This window comes from Actinoplanes sp. NPDC048988, from assembly GCF_043197815.1.
In the GTDB taxonomy this organism is placed as follows: Bacteria; Actinomycetota; Actinomycetes; order Mycobacteriales; family Micromonosporaceae; genus Actinoplanes.
This window is the reverse complement of the sequence record NZ_JBICTW010000002.1, coordinates 579,969-605,274: the sequence shown is the minus strand read 5'-3', so window position 1 is coordinate 605,274 and position 25,306 is coordinate 579,969. Positions and strand designations below refer to the sequence as shown.

General features: G+C 71.4%; 25 protein-coding genes. 9 read left to right on the top strand and 16 right to left on the bottom strand.

The features are described from left to right. Positions 1–30: 30 nt before the first annotated feature. From galT to ACGFJ7_RS09860, 4 genes are all read right to left on the bottom strand, one after another. Positions 31–1,122, bottom strand: a complete 1,092-nt coding sequence (gene galT, locus ACGFJ7_RS09875) for a galactose-1-phosphate uridylyltransferase (protein WP_360245281.1) — start codon at positions 1,120–1,122, stop codon at positions 31–33. Continuing rightward, positions 1,119–1,895, bottom strand: coding sequence for a DeoR/GlpR family DNA-binding transcription regulator (locus tag ACGFJ7_RS09870; RefSeq protein ID WP_360245278.1), 777 nt, complete (start codon positions 1,893–1,895; stop codon positions 1,119–1,121). Before ACGFJ7_RS09870 ends, galT begins: the two co-directional genes overlap by 4 nt. Positions 1,896–1,972: 77 nt before the next feature. Further along, on the bottom strand, positions 1,973–2,887 hold the full coding sequence (locus ACGFJ7_RS09865) for a glycosyltransferase family 2 protein (protein WP_360245275.1): 915 nt from the start codon (positions 2,885–2,887) through the stop codon (positions 1,973–1,975). After that, the gene (locus ACGFJ7_RS09860) at positions 2,884–3,816 is read right to left on the bottom strand and encodes a sulfotransferase (RefSeq protein WP_360245272.1); all 933 of its coding nucleotides are present in this window, start codon (positions 3,814–3,816) and stop codon (positions 2,884–2,886) included. The genes ACGFJ7_RS09865 and ACGFJ7_RS09860 overlap by 4 nt, the downstream gene beginning before the upstream one ends. 62 nt (positions 3,817–3,878) lie before the next feature. On the opposite strand from ACGFJ7_RS09860, the gene ACGFJ7_RS09855 reads away from it, so the two are divergent. Then, complete coding sequence (locus ACGFJ7_RS09855) at positions 3,879–4,673, top strand: WecB/TagA/CpsF family glycosyltransferase (protein WP_392641841.1); 795 nt, start codon at positions 3,879–3,881, stop codon at positions 4,671–4,673. A 66-nt stretch (positions 4,674–4,739) separates the two neighbouring features. Here ACGFJ7_RS09855 and ACGFJ7_RS09850 read toward each other — a convergent pair whose 3' ends face one another. Continuing rightward, positions 4,740–4,898: a hypothetical protein gene (locus ACGFJ7_RS09850; protein ID WP_392641840.1), complete on the bottom strand. Its 159-nt coding sequence runs from the start codon at positions 4,896–4,898 to the stop codon at positions 4,740–4,742. Positions 4,899–5,722: 824 nt separating this feature from the next. On the opposite strand from ACGFJ7_RS09850, the gene ACGFJ7_RS09845 reads away from it, so the two are divergent. Then, positions 5,723–5,914 carry a hypothetical protein gene (locus ACGFJ7_RS09845; protein WP_392641838.1) on the top strand — a complete coding sequence of 64 codons (192 nt, stop codon included), beginning with the start codon at positions 5,723–5,725 and terminating at the stop codon, positions 5,912–5,914. A gap of 488 nt (positions 5,915–6,402) precedes the next feature. Beyond that, on the top strand, positions 6,403–6,777 hold the full coding sequence (locus ACGFJ7_RS09840; protein ID WP_392641837.1) for a glyoxalase: 375 nt from the start codon (positions 6,403–6,405) through the stop codon (positions 6,775–6,777). Here the strand turns inward: ACGFJ7_RS09840 and ACGFJ7_RS09835 are convergent. From ACGFJ7_RS09835 to cysC, 8 genes are all read right to left on the bottom strand, one after another. Next, the gene (locus tag ACGFJ7_RS09835; protein ID WP_360245260.1) at positions 6,767–7,675 is read right to left on the bottom strand and encodes a glycosyl hydrolase; all 909 of its coding nucleotides are present in this window, start codon (positions 7,673–7,675) and stop codon (positions 6,767–6,769) included. The genes ACGFJ7_RS09840 and ACGFJ7_RS09835 overlap by 11 nt on opposite strands. A gap of 82 nt (positions 7,676–7,757) precedes the next feature. After that, positions 7,758–8,492 (bottom strand): methyltransferase domain-containing protein, encoded by a 735-nt coding sequence (locus tag ACGFJ7_RS09830; protein WP_360245257.1) that lies wholly within the window; start codon positions 8,490–8,492, stop codon positions 7,758–7,760. After that, positions 8,489–10,024, bottom strand: coding sequence for an MATE family efflux transporter (locus ACGFJ7_RS09825; RefSeq protein WP_392641834.1), 1,536 nt, complete (start codon positions 10,022–10,024; stop codon positions 8,489–8,491). Before ACGFJ7_RS09825 ends, ACGFJ7_RS09830 begins: the two co-directional genes overlap by 4 nt. Then, positions 10,021–10,899 (bottom strand): sulfotransferase, encoded by an 879-nt coding sequence (locus ACGFJ7_RS09820; protein WP_360245251.1) that lies wholly within the window; start codon positions 10,897–10,899, stop codon positions 10,021–10,023. Before ACGFJ7_RS09820 ends, ACGFJ7_RS09825 begins: the two co-directional genes overlap by 4 nt. 2 nt (positions 10,900–10,901) lie before the next feature. Further along, complete coding sequence (locus tag ACGFJ7_RS09815; RefSeq protein WP_360245248.1) at positions 10,902–12,131, bottom strand: hypothetical protein; 1,230 nt, start codon at positions 12,129–12,131, stop codon at positions 10,902–10,904. Beyond that, entirely contained in the window at positions 12,128–13,495 is a 1,368-nt protein-coding gene (locus tag ACGFJ7_RS09810; RefSeq protein ID WP_392641832.1) for a hypothetical protein, read from the bottom strand. Before ACGFJ7_RS09810 ends, ACGFJ7_RS09815 begins: the two co-directional genes overlap by 4 nt. After that, positions 13,492–15,237 (bottom strand): Wzz/FepE/Etk N-terminal domain-containing protein, encoded by a 1,746-nt coding sequence (locus tag ACGFJ7_RS09805; RefSeq protein ID WP_360245242.1) that lies wholly within the window; start codon positions 15,235–15,237, stop codon positions 13,492–13,494. The genes ACGFJ7_RS09810 and ACGFJ7_RS09805 overlap by 4 nt, the downstream gene beginning before the upstream one ends. 94 nt (positions 15,238–15,331) lie before the next feature. Next, positions 15,332–16,837, bottom strand: coding sequence for an adenylyl-sulfate kinase (cysC, locus tag ACGFJ7_RS09800; protein WP_392641830.1), 1,506 nt, complete (start codon positions 16,835–16,837; stop codon positions 15,332–15,334). A gap of 146 nt (positions 16,838–16,983) precedes the next feature. On the opposite strand from cysC, the gene ACGFJ7_RS09795 reads away from it, so the two are divergent. Genes ACGFJ7_RS09795 through ACGFJ7_RS09785 form a run of 3 tightly spaced genes read left to right on the top strand, consistent with a single transcriptional unit; the run spans position 16,984 to position 19,660 of the window. Next, positions 16,984–18,303 (top strand): glycosyl hydrolase, encoded by a 1,320-nt coding sequence (locus ACGFJ7_RS09795; protein WP_392641828.1) that lies wholly within the window; start codon positions 16,984–16,986, stop codon positions 18,301–18,303. Between the two features lie 9 nt (positions 18,304–18,312). Continuing rightward, positions 18,313–19,140 (top strand): hypothetical protein, encoded by an 828-nt coding sequence (locus tag ACGFJ7_RS09790; protein WP_392641826.1) that lies wholly within the window; start codon positions 18,313–18,315, stop codon positions 19,138–19,140. A gap of 13 nt (positions 19,141–19,153) precedes the next feature. Beyond that, complete coding sequence (locus ACGFJ7_RS09785) at positions 19,154–19,660, top strand: hypothetical protein (RefSeq protein WP_360245230.1); 507 nt, start codon at positions 19,154–19,156, stop codon at positions 19,658–19,660. A 76-nt stretch (positions 19,661–19,736) separates the two neighbouring features. Here ACGFJ7_RS09785 and ACGFJ7_RS09780 read toward each other — a convergent pair whose 3' ends face one another. Next, a complete protein-coding gene (locus tag ACGFJ7_RS09780; RefSeq protein ID WP_392641824.1) occupies positions 19,737–19,910 on the bottom strand; it encodes a hypothetical protein in 174 nt (57 codons plus the stop codon). 330 nt (positions 19,911–20,240) lie between these two features. Between ACGFJ7_RS09780 and ACGFJ7_RS09775 the strand changes: the two genes are divergently transcribed. The 3 genes from ACGFJ7_RS09775 to ACGFJ7_RS09765 are packed head-to-tail and all read left to right on the top strand — an operon-like array spanning position 20,241 to position 23,434. Continuing rightward, positions 20,241–20,447: a hypothetical protein gene (locus ACGFJ7_RS09775; protein ID WP_392641822.1), complete on the top strand. Its 207-nt coding sequence runs from the start codon at positions 20,241–20,243 to the stop codon at positions 20,445–20,447. Continuing rightward, positions 20,444–21,661 (top strand): MFS transporter, encoded by a 1,218-nt coding sequence (locus ACGFJ7_RS09770; protein ID WP_360245221.1) that lies wholly within the window; start codon positions 20,444–20,446, stop codon positions 21,659–21,661. The genes ACGFJ7_RS09775 and ACGFJ7_RS09770 overlap by 4 nt, the downstream gene beginning before the upstream one ends. 60 nt (positions 21,662–21,721) lie before the next feature. Continuing rightward, entirely contained in the window at positions 21,722–23,434 is a 1,713-nt protein-coding gene (locus ACGFJ7_RS09765; RefSeq protein WP_392641820.1) for an MOSC domain-containing protein, read from the top strand. On the opposite strand, the gene ACGFJ7_RS09760 is transcribed toward ACGFJ7_RS09765, so the two are convergent. After that, complete coding sequence (locus tag ACGFJ7_RS09760; protein WP_392641818.1) at positions 23,431–24,108, bottom strand: response regulator; 678 nt, start codon at positions 24,106–24,108, stop codon at positions 23,431–23,433. The two genes, ACGFJ7_RS09765 and ACGFJ7_RS09760, sit on opposite strands and share 4 nt — an antisense overlap. Further along, on the bottom strand, positions 24,083–25,240 hold the full coding sequence (locus tag ACGFJ7_RS09755) for a sensor histidine kinase (RefSeq protein WP_392641816.1): 1,158 nt from the start codon (positions 25,238–25,240) through the stop codon (positions 24,083–24,085). Before ACGFJ7_RS09755 ends, ACGFJ7_RS09760 begins: the two co-directional genes overlap by 26 nt. Positions 25,241–25,306 lie beyond the last annotated feature (66 nt).

Sequence of the window (25,306 nt, the reverse complement as noted above, 5' to 3'; positions counted from 1 at the left end):
GCGAGAAGGCGGAAGAGAGGAAGGGAAGACTTACGCGGCCTCGCGCAGCAGCTGCGCGGCCCTCTCGGGAACGATGTCGTTCACGAAGTAGCCCATGGCCGACTCGGAGCCGGCCAGGTACTTCAGCTTGTCGGCGGCGCGCCGGATGCTGAACAGCTGCAAGTGCAGATATCCCAGGTCGCGGCCCTCGCCCACGACCGCCTGGTGCCAGGCCGAGATGTACGGCATCGGCTTGCCGAACAGCCCGTCGAAGCGCTTCAGCATGTCCAGGTAGAGCGGACCGAACGCGTCGCGCTCGGCGTCGGACAGCTCGGGGATGTCGGCCACCTTGCGGTTCGGCGCGATCTGCACCTCGAACGGCCAGCGGGCCGCGGCCGGCACGAAGGCCGTCCAGTGCTCGTTGCCGCCGACGATCCGGGTGCCCTGCTCGCGCTCGGCCGCCAGGACGTCGGTGTACAGGTCGCCGCCGGTCCGCTCCCGGTAGGCAGCGGCGGCCGTCAGCATCAGCTTCGTGCGCGGCGGGACGGTCGGGTACGCGTAGATCTGCCCGTGCGGGTGGTGCAGGGTCACGCCGATCTCGACGCCCCGGTTCTCGAACGGGAAGACCTGGGCCACGCCGGGCAACCGCGAGATTTCGGCCGTACGGTCGGCGAGCACGTCCACGACCGTGCGAACGCGGGCCGGCGTGAGCGCTCCGAAGTAGCTGTTGTGGTCGCTGGTGAAACACACGACCTCACAGCGGCCCACGCCAGGGCGTACGGGAACCATGGGGTTGATCTCTTGAACCTCGTCCGGGGACACCCGGTCGCTGAAGGACGGGAACTGGTTCTCGAAGACCACGACGTCGTAGTCCGGAGCCGGGATCTCGCTCGCGAACGTCGGCTTGGTCGGGCACAGCGGGCACGAGTCGCTCGGCGGCAGGAACGTGCGGGTCTGCCGGTGGGCGGCGATCGCGATCCACTCGTCGACGAGCGGGTCGTAGCGCAACTGCGAGGTGTGCGGCGGGGGCGGAAGGGTGCGGGTGTCCGGGTGCTCGGCCCGGTGCGAACCGTCCTGTTCGTTGAAGTAGATCAGCTCACGGCCGTCGGAGAGACGGATCGCCGTGCGGCTCTTGAAGGTCACTGGCCACTCACCATCACAAGTTCTGGAACTGTTTCGCTCAGCAATGCACGGGCCTGCTCGTCCAGCCCGTCGTCGGTGATCAGCACGTCGGCCCGCTCGAGCGGAACGATCGAGCTGATGCCGACGGTGCCCCACTTCGTGTGGTCGGCCAGCACGACGAGCCGCTCGGCCGCCTCGACGAGGGCCCGGTTGACGTCGGCCTCCATGAGGTTCGGCGTGGTGTATCCGGCGCGCTCGCTCATCCCGTGCACGCCCAGGAAGAGCATGTCGAGGTGCAGGGTGCCGATCGCGGCCACCGCGACCGGGCCGACGAGGGCGTCCGAGGGGGTACGGGTGCCGCCGGTCAGCACGACGGTCTGGTCCGGGCGGCCGGCCCGGTAGAAGACGTCGGCGACCGGGATCGAATTCGTCACCACGGTCAGCGACGGGACGTCGACAAGGCGCTGGGCCAGCTCGGCCGTGGTGGTGCCGGCGGAGAGCGCGATGGCATCGCCGGGGGAGACCATGGCGGCGGCGCGCATGGCCATGGCGGATTTCTCGGCCCGCTGGCGGACGCTCTTGGCGGCGAAGCCGGGCTCGTGCGCGGAGCCGGGACTGACGGTGGTCGCTCCGCCGTGTACCTTCGCGAGCAGGCCACGATCGGCCAGCGACTCCAGGTCACGGCGGATCGTCATGTCGGAGACGCCGTACTCGGCGGCCAGCTCGCTGACCCGTACACCGCCGGCGGCCCGCACCCGGTCGAGGATCGCGGCTTGGCGCTGCTGCGCCAGCATCAGAGGATCCGCACTAATTCGAACACGCCCGAACACTACCTTGTGATCGGGCGTGACCGAAAGAGTGTGTTACCCCTCTAGATGCCTCGGCCGCGCTTATGCAAGGCAGAGAGCACGTTCTCGACCTTGACCGCGCCGGTCATGGCCGCGAGGGCGATCGCGGTGCGCGGCTCTTTCCAATTCGCCCGTACGGCCTCCTTGCTGAACTGCCAGGCCTGGCTCCGGTTGCCGGTCGCGGCCGACCAGCACGCGAGCTGGCCGTAGACGCGGGCCGCGCCCGGACGGCAGCCGCTGATCTCCGGGTGCCGCTGCATCATCCAGCGCAGCGAGCTGATCTTCGTCGCGTACTCGTACGCGTAATGCGAGGTCCGCCCCCACAGCACCCGCACCAGTGGCTCGTCGAGATGCACGATCGGCGACCGGCGGGCCGCCCGCAGCAGCAGGTCCCAGTCCTCGTTCTGGCTGCCCGGCGCGTCCTCGGCGACCAGGCCGATCGCGTCCTCGACCAGCGCCGTACGGCGGATCAGGAACGACGACGAATGCAGCATCGCCATCCGGGAGCGGGCCAGCTCGTCGACCGTGACCCGGCTGCGCCCGGCCAGCCGGGCGGTGGTCTTCCCCTCGTACTCCACCTCGATCGCACACGTCGCGAACTCGGAATCCGGGTCGGCCAGCAGCGCGGCCACCTGACGGCGGAGCTTGTCCGGGCGCCACTGGTCGTCGTCGTCGCAGAAGGCCACGTACTCGGTGTCCAGGGCCAGGATGCCGGTGTTGCGGGCGCCGGCCAGGCCGGACGTACGCCAGTTGGTAAGCACCAGCACCTGTACGCCCTCGGTGGCGGCGAGCAGGTAGTCGGGCTCGGTCTGGTCGTACACCACCAAGATTTTGATCTCGCCCGGATAGCGCTGGTCACGCACCGAGGCGATCGCCTTGCGGACCAGCTCGGGCCGGTTCCGGGTGGGGATGACGACACCGACGGACGGCCAGTTCATCGACTCTCCTCTTTCAGAAGCGGATATCCGTACGCCCGCAGCATCGGCGCACACACCGCTCCGACCAGGCGGCGCTGCTTGGCGGGCAGGGACTTCACCCAGGCGTCGTCGCGGCGCAGCTCCAGGCGCCCGACGGTGAAACGCATCGGGTTGCCGGCCGCGCTGTGCCCGACACCCAGATCGGCGTGGCCCTCGCCGAGGAACGCCAGGTCGGTGGGGAGGAGCCGGAGGCCGGCGAAGTCGCCGATCTTGAGCAGTTCCGACCGCGGGTGCGCGAGGAACTCCTCGTAGCGCAGCCGGTGCACGGCCACGCCGCGCTTGGCCAGCAGGCCGAAGGCGGCGTTGTGGGCGTTCCAGAGCATGGCCGAGCGGCCGGGGGAGTAGCGGGTCATCTCCTCGGCGCCGTCGGTCTCCGGCCGGGAGACCCGCTTGGTCCAGGAGTACGCGACCCCGCGCGCGTCCCGCACGACGTGTACGACGCGCAGGTCGATGTCGCCGGACCAGCGCAGCACGTGGGCGAGCGCCGAATGCTTGGAGGAGTCGACGACGACCTCGGCCCCGGACACCTCGGCGGCGGCCGCGTAGACGCGGGCGTAGAAGTCGGCGTACTCGTGCACCTCGCTGGGCGCCTCGCCGGCGGTGGCGAGGCGGGGGATGTGCCGGGTCCGCTCGACGGCGTCGCGCAGCGCGTGCACCCGGTCGACGTCGACGTGGTGCCAGCCGCCGAAGGCCCGCTCGCCGACCCGCCGCCAGAACGTGCAGGCCGAGAACCGGGCGCCGCAGCCGCACCGCTCGTCGTCGCGGATGTCGCGCTGCCAGAGGTGGACGACCTCGCCGAGCGCGCACACCCCGGGCAGTTGACCGAGCAGACGTTCGACGAGCGTTGTCCCACTTCGCCCTAATCCACCCAGAAATACCACGCGTGCCACTCTTGCCCACCTTCGCTCGTTTCGCTCCTATAACGAGCGAACAAGCGCGAAGGAGGCGTTGCGTGACAATCCAGGCGTTCGACCGCGTCCACCTGGACGGCACGGGCATCGACCGGATCACCGAGGCGGAGGTCGTGGCGGTCGTCCGCGACTCGCTGGCCCGCGGCCGCGGCGGCCGCATCCTCACCCCGAACATCGACATCCTGCGCCGCGCCCAGGCCGACGCCGAATGCCGCCGCCACCTCGACGACGCCGACCTGATCGTCGCCGACGGCATGCCGCTGGTCTGGGCCAGCCGCCTCGGCGGCCGCCCCCTGCCCGAGCGGGTGGCCGGCAGCAGCCTGATCTGGTCCCTGTCGGAGGGCCTGGGCCGCGACGGCCGCTCCATCTTCGTGATCGGCGGAACTCCGGCCCGGGCCAACGAGAAGGACGGCGCCACCCGGGCCGCCGACCGCCTCGCCGGCGAATGCCCCGGCCTGCGCGTGGCCGGCACGCTGTGCCCGCCGTTCGGCTTCGACCGCGACCCCCTGATGTACGAGGACTACTGCACGAAAATCGCCGGCGCCTCCCCGGACCTGGTGTTCGTCGGCCTCGGCTACCCCAAACAGGAACGCATGATCACCCGCCTGCGCTCCCTGCTCCCCCAGGCCTGGTTCATAGGTTGCGGCGCCGCGGTCAACTTCGTCGCCGGCGACATCGAACGGGCCCCCCGCTGGATGCAGCGAACCGGCCTGGAGTGGGCCCACCGCCTCGGCACGGAGCCCCGCCGCTTGGCCAGCCGCTACCTACGCCACGACGCCCCCTATGCGCTGCGCTTACTGGCCCAGGCCCCCGGCCAGCGTGCTCGAGCCCGTTGATCTGCCTTTCCCGGCCCAATTAAGCGGCATACAGTCGCCATTGCCGCCCCCAAAACCGCAGGCGTATTATTCGATGGCCCCTTCTCGCCCGGCGAAAAGCGCAATTTCACCGAAGTAAGCTTTACCAAGAAGCGTGATAGCAGCTTGCTCGAATTGCCCGTCGCGCGCGGTCGCCCCGATTGCCACACAACCGACCGCGCCCCGGCCGCCGAATTCGCCGCGCATAGGCGGGCGGCACCCCATTGCGACGGCGACACCCCGGGGCTTGCGGAGCAGTGTCAACGCCCGCAGTTGGCGGCACGTAGAGCAGTGGCGACCTTCCGGGCTTGGGGCGCAGTCAACGCCACGGTTGGCGGCGCGCAGGGCCGTGGCGACCTCCGGGCTTGGGGCGCAGTGTCAACGCCACGGCGCGCAGGGCAGTGGCGACCTTCCGGGCTTGGGGCACAATGGCGACGCCACAGTTGGCGGCGCGTAGAGCAGTGGCGACCTCTCGGGCTGGGCGCAGCGGCGACGCGCAGGGCGGTGGCGACCTCTCGGGCTGGGCGCAGCGGCGACGCGCAGGGCCGTGGCGACCTCCCGGGCTTGCGGCGCAGTGGCGACGCCACAGTTGACGGTGCGTCGAGCAGTAGCGACCCTGGGACTTTGAGGCACGCGTGGACCAGCGACGACGGCGTGGCCTGGGACGGCTAAGGCGCAGCCCCAATGTGCGGCGACGGCGGATCGCCGGCGATGCCCGAACTCTGCGGCGACGGCGGATCGCCGACGATGCTTGAGCTTTGCGGTGGCTGCGGGAAAGCGACGATGCTCGCAGCCACTGGCGACTGTGGACCTTCAGTGATCATCGGGGCCTCAGGTGGCTGCTGAGCTGTGGATGAGGCTGGCGCCTGAGCTGTAGTGGCGGGGCGGGGCTGCTCTGGCGGCGGGGTCCGCGCCTGCACTTCGGTTCGGCAATGTTCCGAAGTGGACTGGGCGGTGTCCGGTCCTCGAGTGTCGGTCGGGGGGCGGGGTGCTGCGCTTTGCTCGAGTCGTAACCGCATGAGCTTGAGTCCGTGGCGCTGGGTGAGGCCCCATGCGCGGTGACGTTCGTGCTCTCGGCGGAAGGCGTCATTCTCGGGCGACCAATTTCGGGCACGGGTGCGATCGCGCATGCTGTCCATTTGTTTGCGAGTGAAAAGTCCAAGCTGTTGGTATCGCATGCCCAATTATCCCGCCGCCGCGTCGTCGAAGCCATCGATAATTGATGAGGATCATGCCAAATTCGTCGCGGCGATAGGGAATTGTGCGGCAGGAGAACCGCTCGAACGCGATCCGGTCGCAAAGCCGCGCCTCCGCCCGAACCGGCCGTCCGCACAAGCGCAGGTCGGGCAGCCCTGAGGCGAGACCCGGGTTGGCCGTCCGTGGAAGCGCAGGTCGGGCAGCCCTGAGGCGAGACCCGGGCTGGCCGTCCGCGGAAGCGCAGGTCGGCAGGCTTAGGGCTGGCCGTCCGTGGAAGCGCGAGCCGTGCAGGCGTAAGGATGGAGCCCGGGCTGGCCCTTCGTGGAAGCGGAAGCCGGGCAGGCGTGAGGCCGCGACCAGCGCTGGCCCTCCGTGCAAGCGTGAGTCGGGCGGCCGGGGCCGCACCCTCGCCCGGGCTGGGCCGTCCAGGGCAAGCCACCATGGGCAGTGCCCATGTGCACAAGGCGGAACCTTAAGCAAGACGTACGTACGGTTTGCAGGGTAGGCTGCGGGCATGTCCTTCAGTTTTGAGCGGCTGCACCACGTTCAGGTCCTCTGTCCGCCCGGGGGTGAGGATGACGCGCGCGGCTTCTACGGGGGTGTGCTCGGCATGACGGAACTCCCCAAACCGCCAGCCCTCGCGGCGCGGGGTGGGTGCTGGTTCCGCGGTGGGGGCTGGGAGATCCACGTCAGTCCCGTGGCCGACTTCGTGGCCGCTAGGAGGGCTCACCCCGGCGTACTCGTCAATGACCTTGACGGTCTTGCGGAGAGGCTGAAAACCGCCGGTCGCCCGGTGGAGTGGGATGCTCACTTTCCGGGCCACCGGCGGTTCTACTCGCAGGACGATCACGGGAATCGGCTGGAGTTTCTTGAAGCCGTCACGGATTGAAGTACGGGTCTCGCACCAGCTTGTGGAACGCCCTGAACGCCGCCTTGTCGCCCGTGAGCTGGAACTGCTTTGTCGGGCCGTTGCCCTCCGGGTCCGACTCGAAGTAGGCGATGGCCTTGATCTGCGGGTTGGCCTTGAAGGTGCGGCCGGCGTCCTTCAGCCAGTCCGCGCGGCCGGCTGAACCCCACGCCTTCGCCACGCCGAACTCGCCGATCACGATCGGTTTCGGGCGCTGGGCCGCCCACTGCAGGAACGGGGCCATCAGCTGGCCGATGGGCTCGAACTTCTCGCCGGCGTACACGTCGACGCACGTCCAGTCGACCTGGTCGTCGCCCGGATAGAAGTCCGGCGCGTCGCCCCGGATGAAACCCTCGGCCGTCGGGCACCACACCCACGACACGTTCGTCGCCCGCTCCTCGTCGAAGATCTTCCGGACGTACTTCCAGGCCGCGATGTAGTCGGCGCCGGACCACATCGTCGCGCGCAGGTTGGGCCGGTCCATCTCCCAGCGCATCCGCAGCAACACCGGGACCTTCAATTTGCGTACGGCCTTGGCCTGCTTGCGGATCAGCTCGTCGTGTTCGCCGTCCAGGATGGACCGGTTGTCGCCGGTCGCCCAGCTCACCATGAGCGTGGAACCCCGGGCCAGGAACTCCTTGTCGGACGGGGTGCCCACCATCTGCTCGAAGCGGCGGTACGTGTTCACGATGCTCAGCCGCCGCCCCAGGTCGGCCTGGAGGCTGTCCACCGCGGCGAGCCGGCCGACGTGGGTCAGCGCATCCGGCTTGATCCACGCCCCGACCAGGGCGCCCCGCTGCGGCGCGCGTACCGGGCCCGACGCGAAGGGCCCCTGCTGGACGGCGACGGCGGCCGGCGCCGCCGACAAATCGGGTGGCACCGGGGGTGGCTCCGTGTCCTTTTTGTCCCGGCTAAATGAGCAAGCGCTCACAAACAGGACAAAAACTAAGATCAAAATGCCTTTACGCATGGACACGGCGGGCGGTGTAGAGAACGTTCACGGCGTACGAGTCACTGCCGGGCATTCGCCGGGCCGCCGCGTCCACGGCCCGGGCCACCGGATTCCCGTGCAGCGAGGGCGTGATCATCGAGAAGCCCCGCCGCTCGACGATCTCGAATCCGTGCCGCTCGAACAGCGCGGACACCTCCTCGTGCGACAGCTCGGCGAACCACCGCTGCCCCTGATGCCGGCGGGCCCGCAGATGGCGTACCGAGGCCGCGTTCCCGTGGTTCTCCACCACGAGCACCCCCGAGTCCCGCGTCGGCAGCGCCTTCGCCGCGAACGCGAGTGCCCGGTCCCGGATCGCCGAGTCCACGTTGAGCAACAGCCGGAACATCGTCACGATGGCCGGGAAGCCGGCCGGCACCGGGTGCGGCACCGGGCCGTCCGGCGCCACCTGGTGCCAGTTCGCCCGCGAGCCGACCTCGGCCGCCTTCGCCATCATCTCGGCCGACGTGTCGTAGCCGTGCGCCTCGCGGACCAGCCCGTGCAGGATGCGGATGGCCCGCCCGGTGCCGCAGGCGAAGTCGTGCTGCACCGGCGCCAGCGGACCGAACTCGCGCCGCACCAGCGTGCGCAGGTAGTCCTGCTGCCGCTCGTTGATCTGCGACGCGTAGCTGTCCGGTGCGTAGGTGACGTTCTCGTACTTCTCGACCGCGTCGGTGTCCTGGAACACCTTTGTGTAGTCGGTGGTCAACTCGTCCTCCTCGAAGGTTTGAAGGCGTCCAGAGCGAGGTGTGCGCGCAGCAGCCAGGCGCCGCCGCCGTAGGCGGGAACGGCGGCCAGCGCCGCGAGGGTCAGTCCGATGCCGCCGGTTCCGGCGATCGCGGTGACGGCCCAGGGGAGTACGCCGAAGCAGACGACCGCCAGCAGGGCCGCCACCCGCGTGCCGCGCCCGAACGGGTGCAGCCCCACCGACCGGCCCACCTGGGCCAGCGGGAGCAGGTTGTTGGCGACCATCGCGCAGGCCAGCCCGATGGCCGCGCCCAGCGCGCCGTACGCGGGGATCAGCAGCAGGTCCAGCCCGACCGTGACGACCAGCGCGATCAGCACGTTGGCCAGGTTCCACGAGGTGCGCCCGGCCATGGCCAGGACCATGTCGACCATGCCGCAGCCGGTGGCGACCAGCATCGCGCCGGCCAGCACGACCACCACGACCCGTCCCTCGCTCGCGTAGTGCTCGCCGAACAGCCGCAGCCAGAGCGGCGCGAACAGGATGACCAGCAGGATGATCGGCCAGGTGACGAGCACGAGCCAGCCGGTGGCGGTCTGGTAGAGGTGGTTGGCCTGGCGGCGGTCGCCGGTGGCCAGTGCCTCGGCCAGCCGCGGCTGCACCGATTGCGAGATCCCCTGATTGGCGAACTGAATCAAAACGACAAATCGCCCCGCTACGGCGTAGACGGCGGCCGGCGCGAGACCGGCCAGCGCCGCCACCAGCAGCACGTCCACCCGCTGCAGGGCCAGCTGGGCCACGCTGGCCAGCGCGCGCGGCCCGGTGAACCGCCAGAAGTCGCGGCGGACGCCGATCCGCTCGGCCCGGTGCGTGGTCACCCCGGGCGGCTTCTGAGCGCGATACACCTTTCTGAGGCTGTACGCGGCCAGCACCGCGACCGGCAGGTAGGGGGCCGCCCAGGCGAGCGCGAACCCGGGCAACGATCCCGCGGTCCACAGTGCCGCCATCCCGACCAGGGCGACCTGCACGAGGTTGCGCAGCACCCGGTCGAGCAGCACGGTCGGCCGCATGGCCCGGTAGCCGCGGGTCGCCGTGAGCAGCGCGTCGGTCAGCGCCTGCAACGGCAGGAACGCGGCCAGCACCCGCAGCCCCGCGGTGTGGGCGTCGACCACGTGTCCCGCGTCGTGCGCGGTGATCCGCGCGATCGCCGGCGCGGTCAGCCACATCGCCGCCGCGAGCACGACCGAGACCACCACGACCGGCGCCAGCCCGGCCCGCAGGCACGCGCCGAGCAGGTGGGCCCGGCCGGTGGCCCGCAGCCGCGCCGGCCAGTAGACCAGCCCGGTCTGCGTGCCCAGCTTGGCCAGCCCACCGGCCAGCACGAACGCGGCCGTGGCGGCGAAGAACGCCCCGGCCTGCTCGGCGCCGAGCGACCGGGCCACCACCCACGTGACCACCACCCCGGTGCCGCCGGCCAGCGCCGAACCGACCATGTTGGCCAGCCCGCCCCGGGCCGCCGCTTTCGTCGAAGAAGAGCTATCCAGAACAGCTGTCACGTGCGGCGCCAGATCGGCATGCGCCCCAGCCACCGGGCCAGGGCCTCGTCGTGGGGCAGGTAGTAGTCGGTGAGCTCGCGGCGCAGGGCCGGGTCCATGTCGGCCTGGCGGGGGCGGGCGTTGTGCCGCTCGAACGGCGGCCGCTCGAGATAGTTGGGCAGCCCCAGGAAGTCGCAGACCTCGTCGTAGACGTCCTCCGGCTCGGCGAAGAACCGCTCGCTCTCCACCACGTGGATCCGCTCGCGGCCCACGTGCTGCGCCATCACGCTCAGGTAGCGGGCGTACTCGCCGCGGGCCCGGTACGCGTGGTGCTGGTGGCTGAAGCTGTAGTACTCCGGGTCCTCGGCCAGCTTCTCCTCCTGCTTGTGCAGGCGGGCCGGTTCGAGGGCGAGCGCCGCCCCGAAGTCGCGCTCGGGTTCGAAGTCGCGGGCCACCTCGTGGTGGTGCTGCGAGTACGCCCGCTCCACCGGGTCACGGACCAGCACGACCAGCTTGGCGTACGGCAGGTCGCGGGCGATCCGGGCCGCCGCCTGCGGGTGGTACATGTAGTAGGGGCTCGACTCGAATGTCTGCGCCGCCACCCCGTACCTGTCGGAGATCTTGTCGGCGCTGCGGGTCAGCGGGAAATGCGCCTTGTACCAGCCCATTCCGCGGTCGTACGACGTGTCGAAGTAGTGCACGCCCTTGTGCAGTACGGCCTTGAGCACCACCGGATGCTCGGCCAGCGCGCGGTACAGCGACGTCGTGCCGCAGCGCTGCCCGCCGCAGATCAGGAACGACGGCGTCATCCGGCCCGGCGCGGTGAGCCGGCCGTAGGAGCGTGAGCCCAGGTGCACCACGCGCTTCATCGGCGCCGGCATCTTGCGTACGTCCATGGTCACAGCTCCTCGACCCGGCGGATCAGCACCGGGAGCAGCCAGGTGCCGAGCACGCCCAGGCGGGCGCCGGCCTCGGCCTGGCGGTCGGTCAGATATCGGGTGGCCAGGTCGACCAGGTAGAGCAGCGCGGTCACCTCGCGGCCCTCGGGTACCACCCCGAACGGCGCCAGCAGCTCGCCCGCGCGCTTGACGGTCGCCTCGACCGCGTCCCGGGCGTCCTCGGTGGACTGGATGCGCTTCTGCAGCTCGTGGTGCACCGCGTCGAAGCCCAGCGGCACCCCGGTGGCGAACCGTTCCCAGTCCCAGACCAGCAGCGCGTCGGCCAGGTTGGCCATGTTCCAGGGCGCCCAGTCGCCGTGCCAGGCGCCGTAGCGGAAGCCGATCTCGCCGCCGCGGCGCACCAGCAGCTCGGCCGCCGAGGCCAGGGCGACGCCCTCGGGCCGGTCGCTCACCCCGGCCAGCCGTCCCCGCAGCTCGTGCCAGTACGCGCTGCCGGCCAGCGTCCCGGTCGTGTAGCCGCAGCAGCCGGCGATGTCGAGCATCGCCCCGACCAGGCGCCGCTGGTTCAGCGGGGCGCGCGGCAACCACACCGGCAGCGCCGACTGCACCAGCACCTGCAGGCCGCGCCACTCGCCGGCGTGCAGCACCCGCGGCACGGTCAGCTTGGTCAGGCCGCTGTTGCCGAGCGCGGTCAGCGCCGCCGCCTCGGCCTTGACCAGCCGCTGGGTGAGCGGCCCGGTGCCGAGCTTGCCGAAGCCGAACGTGTCACCGTCCGGGCTGAGCAGCTGGAGCACCGGCTTGCGGTTGGCCCGGGCCGGGCCGATGTGGACGCTCACCGCCAGCTCGCGGCCCAGCGCCTCGCTCAGATAACCGTCGATGCATTGCGAGTACGGGCCGGTGACCCGGACCCGGTCGCGCAACAGCACGCCGGAGGCGCCCGTGCGGACCGCGGCGACCACCGCCTCGCGCTTGAGGCGGGCGGCCCGCGACTGCGGCTCGGCGTAACGCCGGACCGCGGCCGCCGCGACCCGGCGCGACATCGAGGGCACCAGCAGGCGGGGCCGCCGCGCGTCCGGAACCACGAGGTACTCGGCGATCGGGGTGCCCGGCGAGCCGTCCGTACGGCACGGCTGCGGGTAGAGAAGGTCGAGCACCTCGGTCAGGTACCGCGTACGCAGCTCCGCGTCGCCCGCGGTCAGCTCGGCCGGCGCCGTCTTGACCGGACTCATGTCGTCGTGTCCCCCTCGGATGAATTGCGCCAGAGCAGCGCGAACGCCAGAACGGTGAAGGCCAGGGGGGTGACGAGCGAGTTGTACCAGAGCATCGCCGAGAACGAGGTGACGATCGCGGCGCTGCCGGCCACCCCGATCGGGCTGCGGTCGCGGCGGAACCGCCACAGCCCGTACGCGAAGAAGCCGAGATAACCCACGGTGCCGACCGCGCCGTGCGCGTAGAGCAGCTGCCACAGCTGCCCGTTGCCGCCGACGGTGAAGTTGCCGCAGCGCTCGCAGCCGGCGCTCTCCCCGACGGTGATCGAGTTGCGGCCGCCCAGGGTGTTGCGGGTGCCGCCGTAGCCGATCACGGGGGAGCCGGTGAAGCCGTCCAGGGCGCGGTCGATGAGGAACGAGCGGACGCCGTTGGACTTGCCGTTGTCCATCCGGGCCCCGACCACGTCGCCGAGGGGGGTGGCGACCAGGGTGACCGAAAGCATGGCGGCGGCCATGACGACCGCGCCGATGATCCAGAGCTTGCCGGCCAGCACGTACCGGGCGGCCACGTAGACGACCAGCACGCCGATGCCGATCCACAGGCCCCGGTTGAGCGAGACGACGGCCGGCACGATCGAGACGACCAGGCAGACGGTCGTCCAGAATTTCGCCCGGTACGACCGGGCGGCCACGATCAGCCAGCCCACCAGCAGGCAGAAGTTGTTGCCCCAGGTGTTCGTGTAACCCCACGGCGCGGCCGGGCGCGGCTGGCCCTCGCCGACGATGTCCATGATCTGTGCCGCGTACGGATGGACCAGCGACTGCACGAAGCCCTTGTTGCGTACGCCCGGGGGCAGCAGCCACTCGACCGGCGAGGTGAACTCGAACGTGCCCGCCACCATGCCGAGCAGCCCGCCCAGCACGGTCACCACGAACAGCCAGCCGAGCAGCTTCACCAGCCGGCGTTTCGGCAGTTCGGCCTCGGTCAGGTTGCCCGCGTAGACCAGCAGCACGGTCAGCGACGCGTACATCAGAGCCTTGTAAGTCACCGCCGGCAGTCGCCCGGTCGCGTGCTCGGCCACCGTGCCGGCCGGGTCGGCGCCAAGCGCGCCGATGCTGACCACCACGGCCGCCAGGAAGATCACCCAGAAGGCGAAGCCGGGCGGCAGCCGCAGCGGGCGGCCGGCGGCGCGGCGCCGGATCAGCAGGAACAGCATCGGCACGGCCATCAGCGCGAAGATCAGCACGCCCAGGCCGAGCGCCCACCAGACCGGGTAGAAGCCCAGGATGCACGCCACCGGCCAGGCCGGCAGATCCCGCCGCTTCGGCGCACCGTGAGCCGCCCCGCCCGCTACACGCGCCGGGGTGGGGGCCGTCTGGGTCACTTCTTGTCGCCGTCCTTGGCGATGTCCTTGACCGCGCCCGACATGTCGATCACCGCGGTGATCTCGTCCGCGTGGTTGGCGTCCCGCTGGCGCAGCGCGGCCTTCTCGGCCGACGAGACCGTGTTGGTCGGGAAGCGCTGGGGCGCGGTCAGCACGGCCGTCTCGTCGGGCCGGGGGCCCTCCGACGAGGCCGGTGCGGGCGTCAGGGTCACCACGGGTGCGGCCGCTTCGGCCGTACGCAGGTTGGTCAGATGCGGCAGCACGACCGCGCCCAGCAGCGGCGTGCCGACCCGCTGCAGCTGCTCGGCCGCGTCGAGCAGGGCGGGGCGGCGGGCCCGGCGCAGCTCGACCGCGAGGATCGCGGCGTCGGCCAGGCTGGCCAGGCTCTGCGCGTCGGCGCTGCTCGCCGTCGACGGCGCCTCGATGACCACGTAGCCGCCCTGTCCGCGCAGCGTCTCCAGGGTGTCGCGCAGCCGCTGCGACTGCATCAGCCCGGCCGCGGTGGCGGCGCCACCGGTGGTGATCACCCGCAGCGACGGGATGCGCGGGCAGCGCTGCAGCACGCGGTTGAGGCCGACCCGGCCGGCCAGCAGGTCGGACAGGCCGGGCACGGCCGAGACGCCGAGCATCCGGGCCAGCGGGGCGGCGTCGACGACGCTGTCCGGCAGGTGCGCGCCGATCAGCACGACGTCGCTGCCGGTGCGGGCCAGGGCGGCGGCCAGGTTCGCGGCGACCAGGGTGCTGGCCGAGCCGCGGCTGGCGCCGGTCACCACGATGGTCCGGGCGTCGGCCGGCAGGGTCGCCAGCACCTCGTTGCGCAGCCGGTTGAAGACCCGGCCACCGGCGCCGTACGGCTGCAGGACGTCGTCGAAGTGCGGCGTGGTCCGCTCGTCGAGCGCGGCCAGCACGTTCATCCGCCCGCGGTCGCGCACGTCGGCCGCCGAGCGCAGCCGACGGTCGTACCGCTCCCGGACGAAGGCGAGAGCCAGGCCGAGCAGCAGGCCCAGCATGCCCCCGGTGGCGATGTTGATCATCGCGTTCGGGCTGACCGGGGTCTCCGGCAGGCGGGCGTCGCTGATGATGCTGCCCGCGCCGACAGTGGTGGTGGTGAGCTCGTTCAGCTTGCCGGTCATGCCGTTGAGCTGGTTCTGCGAGTTCTGCCGCAGGCTCTGCAGGTTGCTCTCGTCCGAGCTGCCCCGGGTGGCCCGGGCCAGCCGCGCGTTGATCCCGGTCAGCGTCGTGGTGAGCTGCTTGATCTTCGCGGTGAGCGTCTTGATCTGCTGGTCCAGGCCGTTCTGCGCGGTCTCCTCGCGGTTGCGCAGATAGGCCTCGGCGAAAGCGTGCGAGCCGGCCTGCGCGCCCTCCGGCGAGTCTGCCTGGAAGGTGACCATCAGGACCGTCGTGTTGGCCGGCACCTCGACCGAGACGTCCTTGGCCAGCTCGATCGGCGACCGGTCACTGCGCAGCAACGCGGCCGCCTTGGTCGCGACCGCGCCCGAGCCGACCAGCTGGGCCTCGGTGTCAAGGTTGACCGAGCCCTTGGTGCGGCCACCCTGCGCGTTGGTGTCCTGGTCGACGGCCTGCACGAGCACCGCCGTGGACGACTGGTAGACCTTGGGCATCGCCGAGGTCAGGCCCGCTCCCGCACCGAGGCCGGCGCCCGTCGCGATCAGTGCGATCCACCAGTGCCGGCGGAAGACACCGAGATAGTGCGAGACATCCGCGGGGCGTGACGCTTCCATCGGTTGGCGGCCCTTTCGGGGGTGGAGTGAGGTTCATTTGGGCGTTTCGCCCCCAAGGGCTCAACGCCTCACTCCCGCCGACGTGATGGGTGCTTTACATTTTCGGCTCCACCCAGCCGCTTTCCACGAGATAGGCGATCACGATCTCGATGGCCTCGGCCACCGACATCGTCGTGGTGTCGATGGTCAGCTCGGCGTCGGCCGGCTCCTCGTACGGGTCGTCGATGCCGGTCATGCCGCGCAGCTGGCCGGCCCGGGCCCGGGCGTACAGGCCCTTGCGGTCGCGCTGCTCGCAGACCTCGAGCGGCGTGTTCACGTGCACCAGCACGAAGCCCGCGCCGGCCTCGACGGCCATCGCCCGCACGGCCGCGCGGGCGTTCTCGTACGGCGCGATCGGGCAGGCCACCGCCATGCCCCGGTGGCGGCCGACCTCGGCCGCGACCCAGCCGATGCGGCGTACGTTGCGGTCGCGGTCGGCCTTGCTGAAGCCCAGCCCGGCCGAGAGCTCGCGGCGCACCACGTCGCCGTCGAGCAGCGTGATCGTCCGGTCGCCGCTCTCCCGCAGCGTGTCAGCCAGACCGCGGGCGATCGTCGACTTGCCGGAGCCGGAGAAGCCGGTGAAGAAGACCACCAGGCCGCGGTGCCGGCGCGGCGGCCGGACCCGGACCAGCTCCTTGGCCACGGCCGGGGGAGTGTGCCACTCGGGCAGCGGGAAGCCGCGGTCGAGCAGGTCGTCGATCTCGGCCGGGGTCATCGCGAGTCGGCGGTTGCGCGGCGGGATGTCGTCGCGCCAGCGCCACTGGCCGTCCCGGTTGTCGTAGGCCAGCTCGCGCGGCACGAGCACGCGCAGGTTGCCGCCGGTGAGCATGTCGCCGGTGGAGAGCACGTGGCTCACGCCGTACGCGCCGGCGACGCGGGCCCGCAGCAGGGCGTCGCGCAGCTCGTCACCGCGCGGCAGCAGCGGCACGGCGACGATCGTGGCCGGGGGCATCCGGTCACGGGCCGCGAAGATCGTGCGGACCAGCGCCTCGGGCGGCAGCCCGTCGGGCCCGGGGCCGATCACCGGGATGAGGATCAGCAGGTGAGCGCCGAGCGTGCGGGCGGCGTGCGAGATCTGCGCGAGCTGCGGGCGATGCAGCGGCCGGTCGGCGATCACGCCGAGCACCCGGCCGGGTGGGAGCAGGGCGCGGACCTCCTCGGGCGTACGCCGCAGGCGCTGGAACGGACCGTGGCCGCCGTCGCCCATCCGGGTCACCCGGCCGCCGACGCCCCACTCGCGCTCCCGCGACGGCCAGGCGTCGCTGACCTCGAGCGCGGCCACCGGGGCGCCCTCGGGGTCGGTGAGGATGACCGTGCGGTGCAGCGGGTCCTCGAGGTCGAGCCGTCCGGCGATCTCCTCGGGAATCTCCAATGTGACCGGAACCGGCCACGGCGTGCCGTCGGCCAGACGGCCCCGGCGGCGCAGCGCGTGCAGATCGGCGCGGCCGAGGAATCCGGTCAGCGGCGCATAGGCGCCGGAGAGCAGAAGTTCGAGGTCCGCCAGCTCGTGCGGGTGCGGCGTGTACGACGGGGCGTCGCGCAGCACGTCTTCGGGCAGCATCGAACCATTCACTTCCGTATCCCCCTGCGGGCCGACTAAGGGGACAGTTTGGCAGCCCGCGTGATCGTGGTCGAGATGGGACTCCCCTCTCCCTTTTCCCGTCGGGTATTAGACAAAACGGACTTAAGCCTCAATACTGGCTGATCGTGAGTCGACGAATTGTTCAGTTCGCCGCGATACCCACGGCATTCGCGCTGTCGGTCGCGGCCACGCTCGCTTGGGCGTGGACCGGCGGCGCCGACCAGATCGGACTCGGGCTCAGCGACCCGACCGTCTCCGTTCCGGCCATGTCGCCGCCCGAAGCCCCGGAAACGGCCGAGCCCGGCGTCGCGCCGCCGGTCTTCCGCGCGCCGTCGTCGGCCGCTCCCTCCACCGCCGCCACCTCGGCCACCAGCGCCGCCGCCGCGGTTCTGGCGCCCGCCCCGGCGCCACGGATCGCCAACATCGCCGCGCCCGGCTTCGCCGCCGCCATCACCCAGCCGCAGCAACAGCAGCAGCAGCGTCGCGGGGGACGCTGCTACACCGGCCACAACCTGGTGCCGACCTGCGGCGTCCTCTGGGGCGTGGCCCCCGGCGCGCACACCGAGAGCCGCGGCGCCTCCGCCCTCTCCCGGTTCGAGCGCAAGACCGGCCGCCACCAGGCGATCTACCACGCCTACCACGGCGGCACGCGGCAGCTGTTCCCGACCGAGCAGGAGATCGCGATCGCGCACCAGCCCGGCCGCCAGCGCATCCTGTTCCTCAACTGGAAGCCCGAGTCAGCGTCCTGGGCCAAGATCGCCAAGGGGGACCGGCGCACCGACGCGTTCCTGGACCGGCTCGCCGTACACATCAAGAAGAATTTTCCCGAGCAGTTCTTCTTCGCCGTGCACCATGAGGGCGAGAACGACGTCCGCGAGAAAGCCGGCTCCGGCTACACCGCCCGCGACTACGCCGCCATGTACCGCCACGTGGTCAAGCGGCTGCGGGCCAAAGGCGCCGACAACATCGTCAGCGTGCTCGTCCACATGGCGTACGTGCCGCACGCCCAGAAGAGCTGGTTCAACCAGATGTACCCGGGCGACGACGTGGTCGACTGGATCGGCTTCGACACCTACGCCTACAGCGACCCCGGATACGGGCACGGCGACTTCGCCGAGATCCTCAACCGCCGGCTCGAAGGCAAGCGCAGCTGGCCCGGCTTCTACAGCTGGGCGGTGACCCGCCACCCCAACAAGCCGCTCATGCTGGCCGAGTGGGGCGTCTGGTCCTCCAAGCGGAACACCCAGTACAAGGCCGACTTCTACCGCCGGATGGGCAACGACATCCGCGAGTTCCCGCGGATCAAGGCCATGGTGCAGTTCGAGACGCCGAGCAACCAGAAGGGCCAGGACTCGTCGGTGGACAGCACGCCGGCCGCCCTCAACGCGTACCGCAAGCTCGGCCGTTTGCCCATCTTTCAGGTTGCCGTCACCCCACGGCGCTAGCCTCCACCCGTGCTCATCGTCCGGCACCGCCGCGCCACCCTCCTGGGAGGCGCGGCGGTTCTCGTGGTCCTGGCCCTCGCCCACCGGGGCGCCCTGCTGCTCGGCGCCGCGGTCGTCCTGGCCCTGCTGGCCTGGTTCGTGGCCGAACGCCCCCGCACACCGTCGATGCCCGGCTTCGCCACACCCCGCGGCCCGGCGCTGATCCTGGCCGGCCTGGCCCACTTCGCGCTCATCGCGACGGTTCTGTCACTCGGCCTGACCGAGCCCGACCGGACCGCGTGGGTGGTCCTGCTGGCCGCCACGCTCACGCCACTACCGTTCTACGGGTACGGCCTGTGGCACGGCACCGGAGTCACTTTCACGTCTTCGGGGGTACGCGCGGACAGGCTGACCGGCACGCTCTTCCACCCGTGGCCGGCACTGGCCGAGACCCAGCCCCGCAACGACCTGGACGGCGAGATCACGGTCGCCCTGGCCGGCGCGCCCGAGGCGACCCTCACCTTCGACAAGACCTCCGGCGCGTTCGTGGCCGCCGCCCTCCGCTTCTACCTGGCCCACCCGGCCGAGCGGGCCGGCATCGGCACCCCGGAGGGCTACCGCCGCCTGACCGCCGGCATAGCGGTGGAGCCGGACCGTCCCTTGCCGCCACCGGTCCCGCGCCCCGCCACCCGTGAGGTCCCGGTGGGCCTCGCGATCATCGCCGCGGCCACCCTGATCGGCCTGTGGACCAACTGGCGCCTGTCCGGCCACGGCCTGATCGCCCTGCTGCCACAGGTGATGGTGTTGCCGGCCCTGTTCGGCCTAGCCTTGATCCTCCGAGCCCGAGCCACCCCCTGAGGACCGATCATCGATGGAAGTCACCGGCACGATGGTCACCGACGTGGCCGTGGGCGCGCTGTGGGCACCCGGCGCCTTCGACCGCATCGTCGACCACGACGAGGACATAGCGGGGCACATAGCCGCCGGCACCCTCGTGCCGGTGGACATCGAAAGCGACGGCCGGTTCGCGTTCGTGGCCCGCATCGGCACGGCCGCGGCCCCGGCCCGCTGGACCGAGCGGGAGCGCGAATACGCGTACGCCACCTCGGCCCCCTACCTGCTGACCACCGCCGGCGGCGCCGTGATCAGCGGCCTGGAACACGTCCGGGCCGACCCCTCCGACGGCGTGCGGTTCCCCCTGCCGGCGGGCCGCTGGACCGTGACGGTCGCCCTGATCGACTGGGAGTCGGAGCCCGGCCAGACAGACGACGACGGCGAGCCGGCGCCGACCGCCCTGCCCGACCTGACCATCCTGCTCAACCCCGAGACCGACCCCACCCCCACATACCGAACCAGTGCCGAAACCTTCGGCCGCTGACCCAGCCGGCGCCCCGCACCGAGGCTGCGGCGCCCGCGCGATCCGCCATCACCGGCCGCCACCATCGCGGCCGCCGTCATGGCGTAAAGGAGTCCTCCCGGCCGGCGGTGATGCGCCGGCGACGACCTGACTCGGCCCGCCACACCGCGGCGAAGTGCGGCAGAAGGCTGACCACCGGAAAGACGGCAACCGCGGCGGTGTTCGGCTCGGCCCACATCGTGATCAGCGTCCAGGGCGGACCGGCCACCATCGGGATCCACCCGGCGTCACAGTCCGGGGATGGGCTTGTACTCCTCGGCACCGGTGAGGGTCATGCGCCAGCGCTGGGATTCGGCGGGCTCGCCTCGGCGGGTAGCTCAGTCGGAGCCGTTGCGGATATAGCCAGGGACTCGGAGACCCGGTTGGAGGCGTGGTCGCCGGAGCCAGGGCTCTGGCGTGGCTCGTTCTGTTCAGCGCGAACCGGCGGTGGCGGCTTTGCGGCCTGGTGAACCGGGTCCCGGGCTCTGCTCGACCACCATGAACGAGGCCTGACCGGCTAAATGCGGGTGCGAGTCTCGCCTTGGCGCGCTGAGATGGTGCTGTGTCCCGGTGGAAGATGGTGGAGACGTGGGACCGTGATCGGGCCGGTCTCACCGACGAGCAGTTGCGGGGGCGGCTGGAGCTGGCCCGGGAGCGTGAGCTGTGGTCCGACCGGTCGCCCGGCCGCAATCCGAAGGCCAGGCGTGACTGGCGGCGCCGGCGGGAGGCCGTCGAGGCTGAGATGCAGTCGCGGGGCCTCACCCGTTGAGGGACTTCCGCATTCTGTGGTTCGGGCAGACCACCAGCCGGTTCGGTAGCGCCGTCACCGCTGTCGCCATGCCGCTGGTCGCGGTGAGTGTGCTCGACGCGTCGACGTTTCAGGTGGCTCTGCTTCAGGCGGCGGTCTGGCTGCCCTGGCTGCTGATCGGGTTGCCGGCCGGTGTGTGGGTGGACCGGCTGCCCCGGCGGGCGGTGCTGATCGCCTGTGACGCGGTTTCCCTGGTGTTGTTCGCCGGCGTGCCGGTGGCGGCCGGGCTCGGCGCCCTGACCATGGGGCATCTGCTCGGTGTGGCCCTGCTGGCCGGGGTGGCGTCGGTCTTCGCCGAGACGGCGGCTCCGGTCTACCTGCCCTCGTTGCTCGGCCCCGAACGGCTGGCCGACGGCAACGCCAAGCTTCAGGGCAGCGAGGCCGCCGCGCAGGTCGCCGGGCCGGGCGTGGGCGGCCTCATCGCGCAGGTCTTCGGGGCCGTGACCGGGCTGCTGGTGGACGCGGTCAGCTTCCTCGTCTCGATCGTCTGCCTGGTCAGCCTGCGGCATCGGGAACCACCGCGCCCGGCGGCTCCCCGGCGGGCGCTGCGGTCCGAGATCGCCGAGGGGCTGCGGTTCCTGGCGCGCGACCCGTACCTGCGGACCATGGCGATGTTCGGGGCGGCGGCGAACCTGGCGCTGATCGGCTACCAGTCGATCCTGGTCGTGTTCCTGGTCCGCGAGATCGGGGCCGAGCCGGGCACGGTCGGCCTCGTGGTGGCCGCGACGGGTTGTGGTGGCGTCCTGGGCGCGCTGGCGGCCGGCGCGATGGCCCGGCGCCTGGGTACGGCGTACGCGATGATGGCCTGTCAGATCGGCGCGGCGCCGTTCGCCCTGCTGATCCCGCTCGCCGGTCCCGGCCCCCGGCTGGCCTTCGTCGTGGTGGGTGGCGTGGTGGTCGGCGCCGGCATCGTGGCCGGGAACATCATCAAGGACAGTTTCCGCCAGCTGTACACGCCGCGCCCGCTCCTCGGCCGGGTCATCACCGCCATGCAACTGGTCAACTACGGCGCCATCCCGCTGGGCGCGCTGCTCGGCGGCTTCCTGGGCACCTCGCTGGGCCTGCGCCCGACGCTCTGGTTGATGACCGCCACCCTGGTGCTCTCCACCGGCATCCTGCTCACCGGCCCGATCCGCGACCGCCGCGACCTGCCCGGCCCGGTGTCAGCGGCCTGAGCGGGCCGAGTGACAGGCGTCACCGGCGTGAACAGGCTCGGAGGGTCGCAAGATGTGGAGATGGCGATGCTGCGATCGGTGAACGTCGGCCTGCCCAAGGATGTCGTGTGGCGGGGGCGGACCGTTCACACGGGGGTCTGGAAGTCGCCTGTCGACGGGGCGGCCATGGTGCGGCGGCTCAACATCGACGGGGATGGGCAGGGGGATCTCGGCGGGCACGGCGGGGAGCAGCGCGCCGTGTTCGTGTACCAGCTCGAGTCGTACGAGTACTGGCGCGATTTCCTGGGTCGTGACGACTTCGAGTTCGGGCAGTTCGGGGAGAACTTCACGGTCGACGGGCTGGCCGACGACGAGGTGCACATCGGTGACCGGTATCGGATCGGGGCGGCGCTGTTCGAGGTCACGCAGCCGCGGGTGACCTGTTACCGGGTCGGGATCCGGATGAACGAGCCGCGGATGCCCGCGCTGCTCGTTCAGCATCGGCGGCCGGGGTTCTACTTCCGGGTGCTCGAGGAGGGCGAGGTCCGGGCCGGCGACGAGATCGTCAAGGTCGCCGACGGGCCGGAAGGGCTCACCGTGTCCGAAGTGGACGGGCTGCTTTATCTGCCGGGGCACGACCGCGCGACGATCGAGCGGGCGCTGCGGATCCCGGCGCTCAGCCCGGGCTGGCAGGGGTCGTTCCGGGCGATGCTCGACCAGCCGGAGTCGGCGGGTGGCAACGCCGGGCTGGCCGGCGCCGCGCCGCCGCCGGCCTGGGCCGGGTTCCGGGCGTTGCGGGTGACCGCCATCGAGCGGGAGAGCAGCACGATCACCTCGGTGCGGCTGGCCGATCCGGACGGCGTTCCGCTGCCGGCCGCGCTCGCCGGGCAGTTCTTGACCGTACGGCTGCGGTCCGGGCTCGTCCGCAGCTACTCGCTCTCCGGGCGGCCGGGCGACGCCGCGTACCGGATCAGTGTCAAACGCGAGCCGCACGGGGTGGGCAGCGAATATCTGCACACCCACCTGCGTGCCGGCGACACCGTCGACGTCGCCGCGCCGCGCGGGAGTTTCGTCCTGGCGCCGGGATCGTCGCCGGTCGTGCTGATCAGCGGTGGGGTCGGCGCCACGCCGGTACTGGCGATGCTGCACGCGCTGGCCGAGCAGCGGTCCACCCGCCGGATCTGGTGGGTGCAGGCCGCGCGCAACGGCGACGAGCGGCCCTTCGCCGCCGAGGCCGCCGCCTTGCTGGCGCAACTACCCCAGGCCCGGTCGTACGTCTGTTACAGCCGCCCCCGGCCGCAGGACACCGACTACGACGTCGTCGGCCACCTGACGCCCGCTCTGCTGCGCACGCTCGATCTGCCGCCCGACGCCGACGTCTACCTCTGCGTCCCGACCGCCATGGAGGAGGCCGTCGCCGCCGCCTTCCCGGCCGGCAAGGTTCACACCGAGGTCTTCGGCGCGCGGGCCGCCTTGACCCCCGGCATCAGGGCCAAGCCGTCCCGGCCGCCTCACGCGCCCGACGGGGAGCCGGGCACCGGGCCGTCGGTGTCCTTCGTCCGCAGCGACCTCACCGTCCCCTGGCCGGGCGACGGGACCAGCCTGCTCGAGCTGGCCGAGGCGTGCGACGTGCCGGTGCGCTGGTCGTGCCGGGTCGGCGTCTGCCACAACTGCGAGTCCGGCCTGCTGTCGGGCGAGGTCACCTACACCACCGACCCGGTCGATCCGCCGGCCGAGGGCAACGTCCTGATCTGCTCGTCGCGACCCCGGGGCGACATAGTCCTGGATCTTTAGGGGAGCGGGTCGCCCGGCCGGACCAGGCCGCTCTGATAGGCCAGCACGACCAGTTGGGCCCGGTCGCGGGCGTTCAGCTTGGCCATGGCCCGGTTGACGTGGGTCTTGGCGGTCAGTGGGGAGACGTAGAGGCGGGCCGCGATGTCGTCGTTCGACAGCCCGTGCGCGACCAGCACCAGGACCTCGCGTTCGCGGTCGGTGAGGACGTCGAGGGCGGCCAGGGCCTGCGCCGGTGGCGGGCGCAGCTGGTCGAGGAAGCGGCCGACCAGGCCCTGGGTGGCCCGCGGGGAGAGCAGGGCCTCACCGCCGGCCACCACGCGGATCGCGGTGACCAGGTCGGCCGGGGCGACGTTCTTGCCGAGGAAGCCGCTGGCGCCGGCCTGGAGGGCGAGCACGACGTTGTCGTCGTTCTCGAACGTGGTGAGCACCAGAACCCGTACGCCTGCCAAATGGTCGTCGGCGCAGATGCGCCGCGTCGCCTCGAGGCCGTCCATGTGCGGCATCCGGATGTCCATCAGCACGACGTCGACGCGGGCTGAGCGGGCCAGCTCGACCGCCTCCTTGCCGTCGGAGGCCTCGCCGGCCACCTCGAGCCCGTCCTCGGCGTCGAGGATCATCTTGAAGCCGGCCCGGATCAGCGCCTGGTCGTCAGCGAGCAGCACGCGAATGGTCAACGGTGTGTCCTTTCAAGGGCAGCACGGCGTGCACCCGGTAGCGCCCGTCGCCGTCCGGCCCGGTGGTCAGGGTGCCGTGCGCGGCCGCGGCCCGTTCCCGCATGCCGATCTGGCCGAAGCCGGAGCCGGAGCGGGTGTTCACCCGGTACGGGACGATCGTGTTGGTGACGTCGAGGGTGATCGCATGGGATTCATACGAAATGTCCAGAAAAGCCGAGCCGTCACCGTACCGATGGGCGTTCGTCAGGGCTTCCTGCACGATCCGGTAGGCGGCGAGGTCCGTCATCGCGGGCAAGGCCCTTGGCTCGCCATTGCGCGAGAGGCGTACGCGGAAACCAGCCGTGCCCAGACCGCTCAGCAGGTCCGGGAGCCGGTCGAGGCCGGAGGTGGGCTCGGTGGTGTCGGCCTCGTCCGGGTCGCGCAGCACGCCGATCACCGACTGGATCTCGCGGAGCACGGTGTCGGCCGCGTCGCGGATGTGCCCGAGCACCGGCCAGACCTGCTCGGGATGCTTCTGCAGCACGTGCCCGGCCGCGCCGGCCTGGACGCTGATCACCGCGATGTGGTGGGCCACCACGTCGTGCAGCTCGCGCGCGATGCGCAGCCGCTCGTCCATCACCCGCCGCCGGGCCTCCTCCTCGCGGGTCTGTTCCGCCTGGCGGGCCCTTTCGGTCACTTCGAGGATGTACGCCCGCCGGGAGCGCACACCGAGGCCGAGCCCGGCGCCGCCGAAGATCCAGGAGAAGGCGGCCAGCGACTGGATGTTCCACCAGCTGTGGGTGTCGGCGATCAGCCCGGTCACGAAGATCGCCGCCGACACCGCGCAGGCGTACTCCCGCGGCCGGAACGGCACCGCGTACATGACCACGCCGGCCGCCAGGAGCAGACCGCCCGAGGGCGCCTTGACGGCGATGGTCACCAGGGTGGCCACGGTGACCACCGCGAGGGTCGGCAGCGGCCATCGGCGGCGGGCGAACACCGCCACGACGGCGATCGTGGTGAGCAGGACGTAGCGCCGCTCGCCCTGCGCCTCCTCCAGCTTGATCGTGGCCCAGCCGAGCAGGACGGCGATGAGCAGATCCCACAGCAGGGTCTGGCGCCGGCGCGCCCACGCCTCGACTTCGGTCATCATCGCCCTCGACGGTAGGCGCCGCCGTCCCGCCCCGGCGTCGTCTCCGCGTAGTAGCCACCGGAGAAC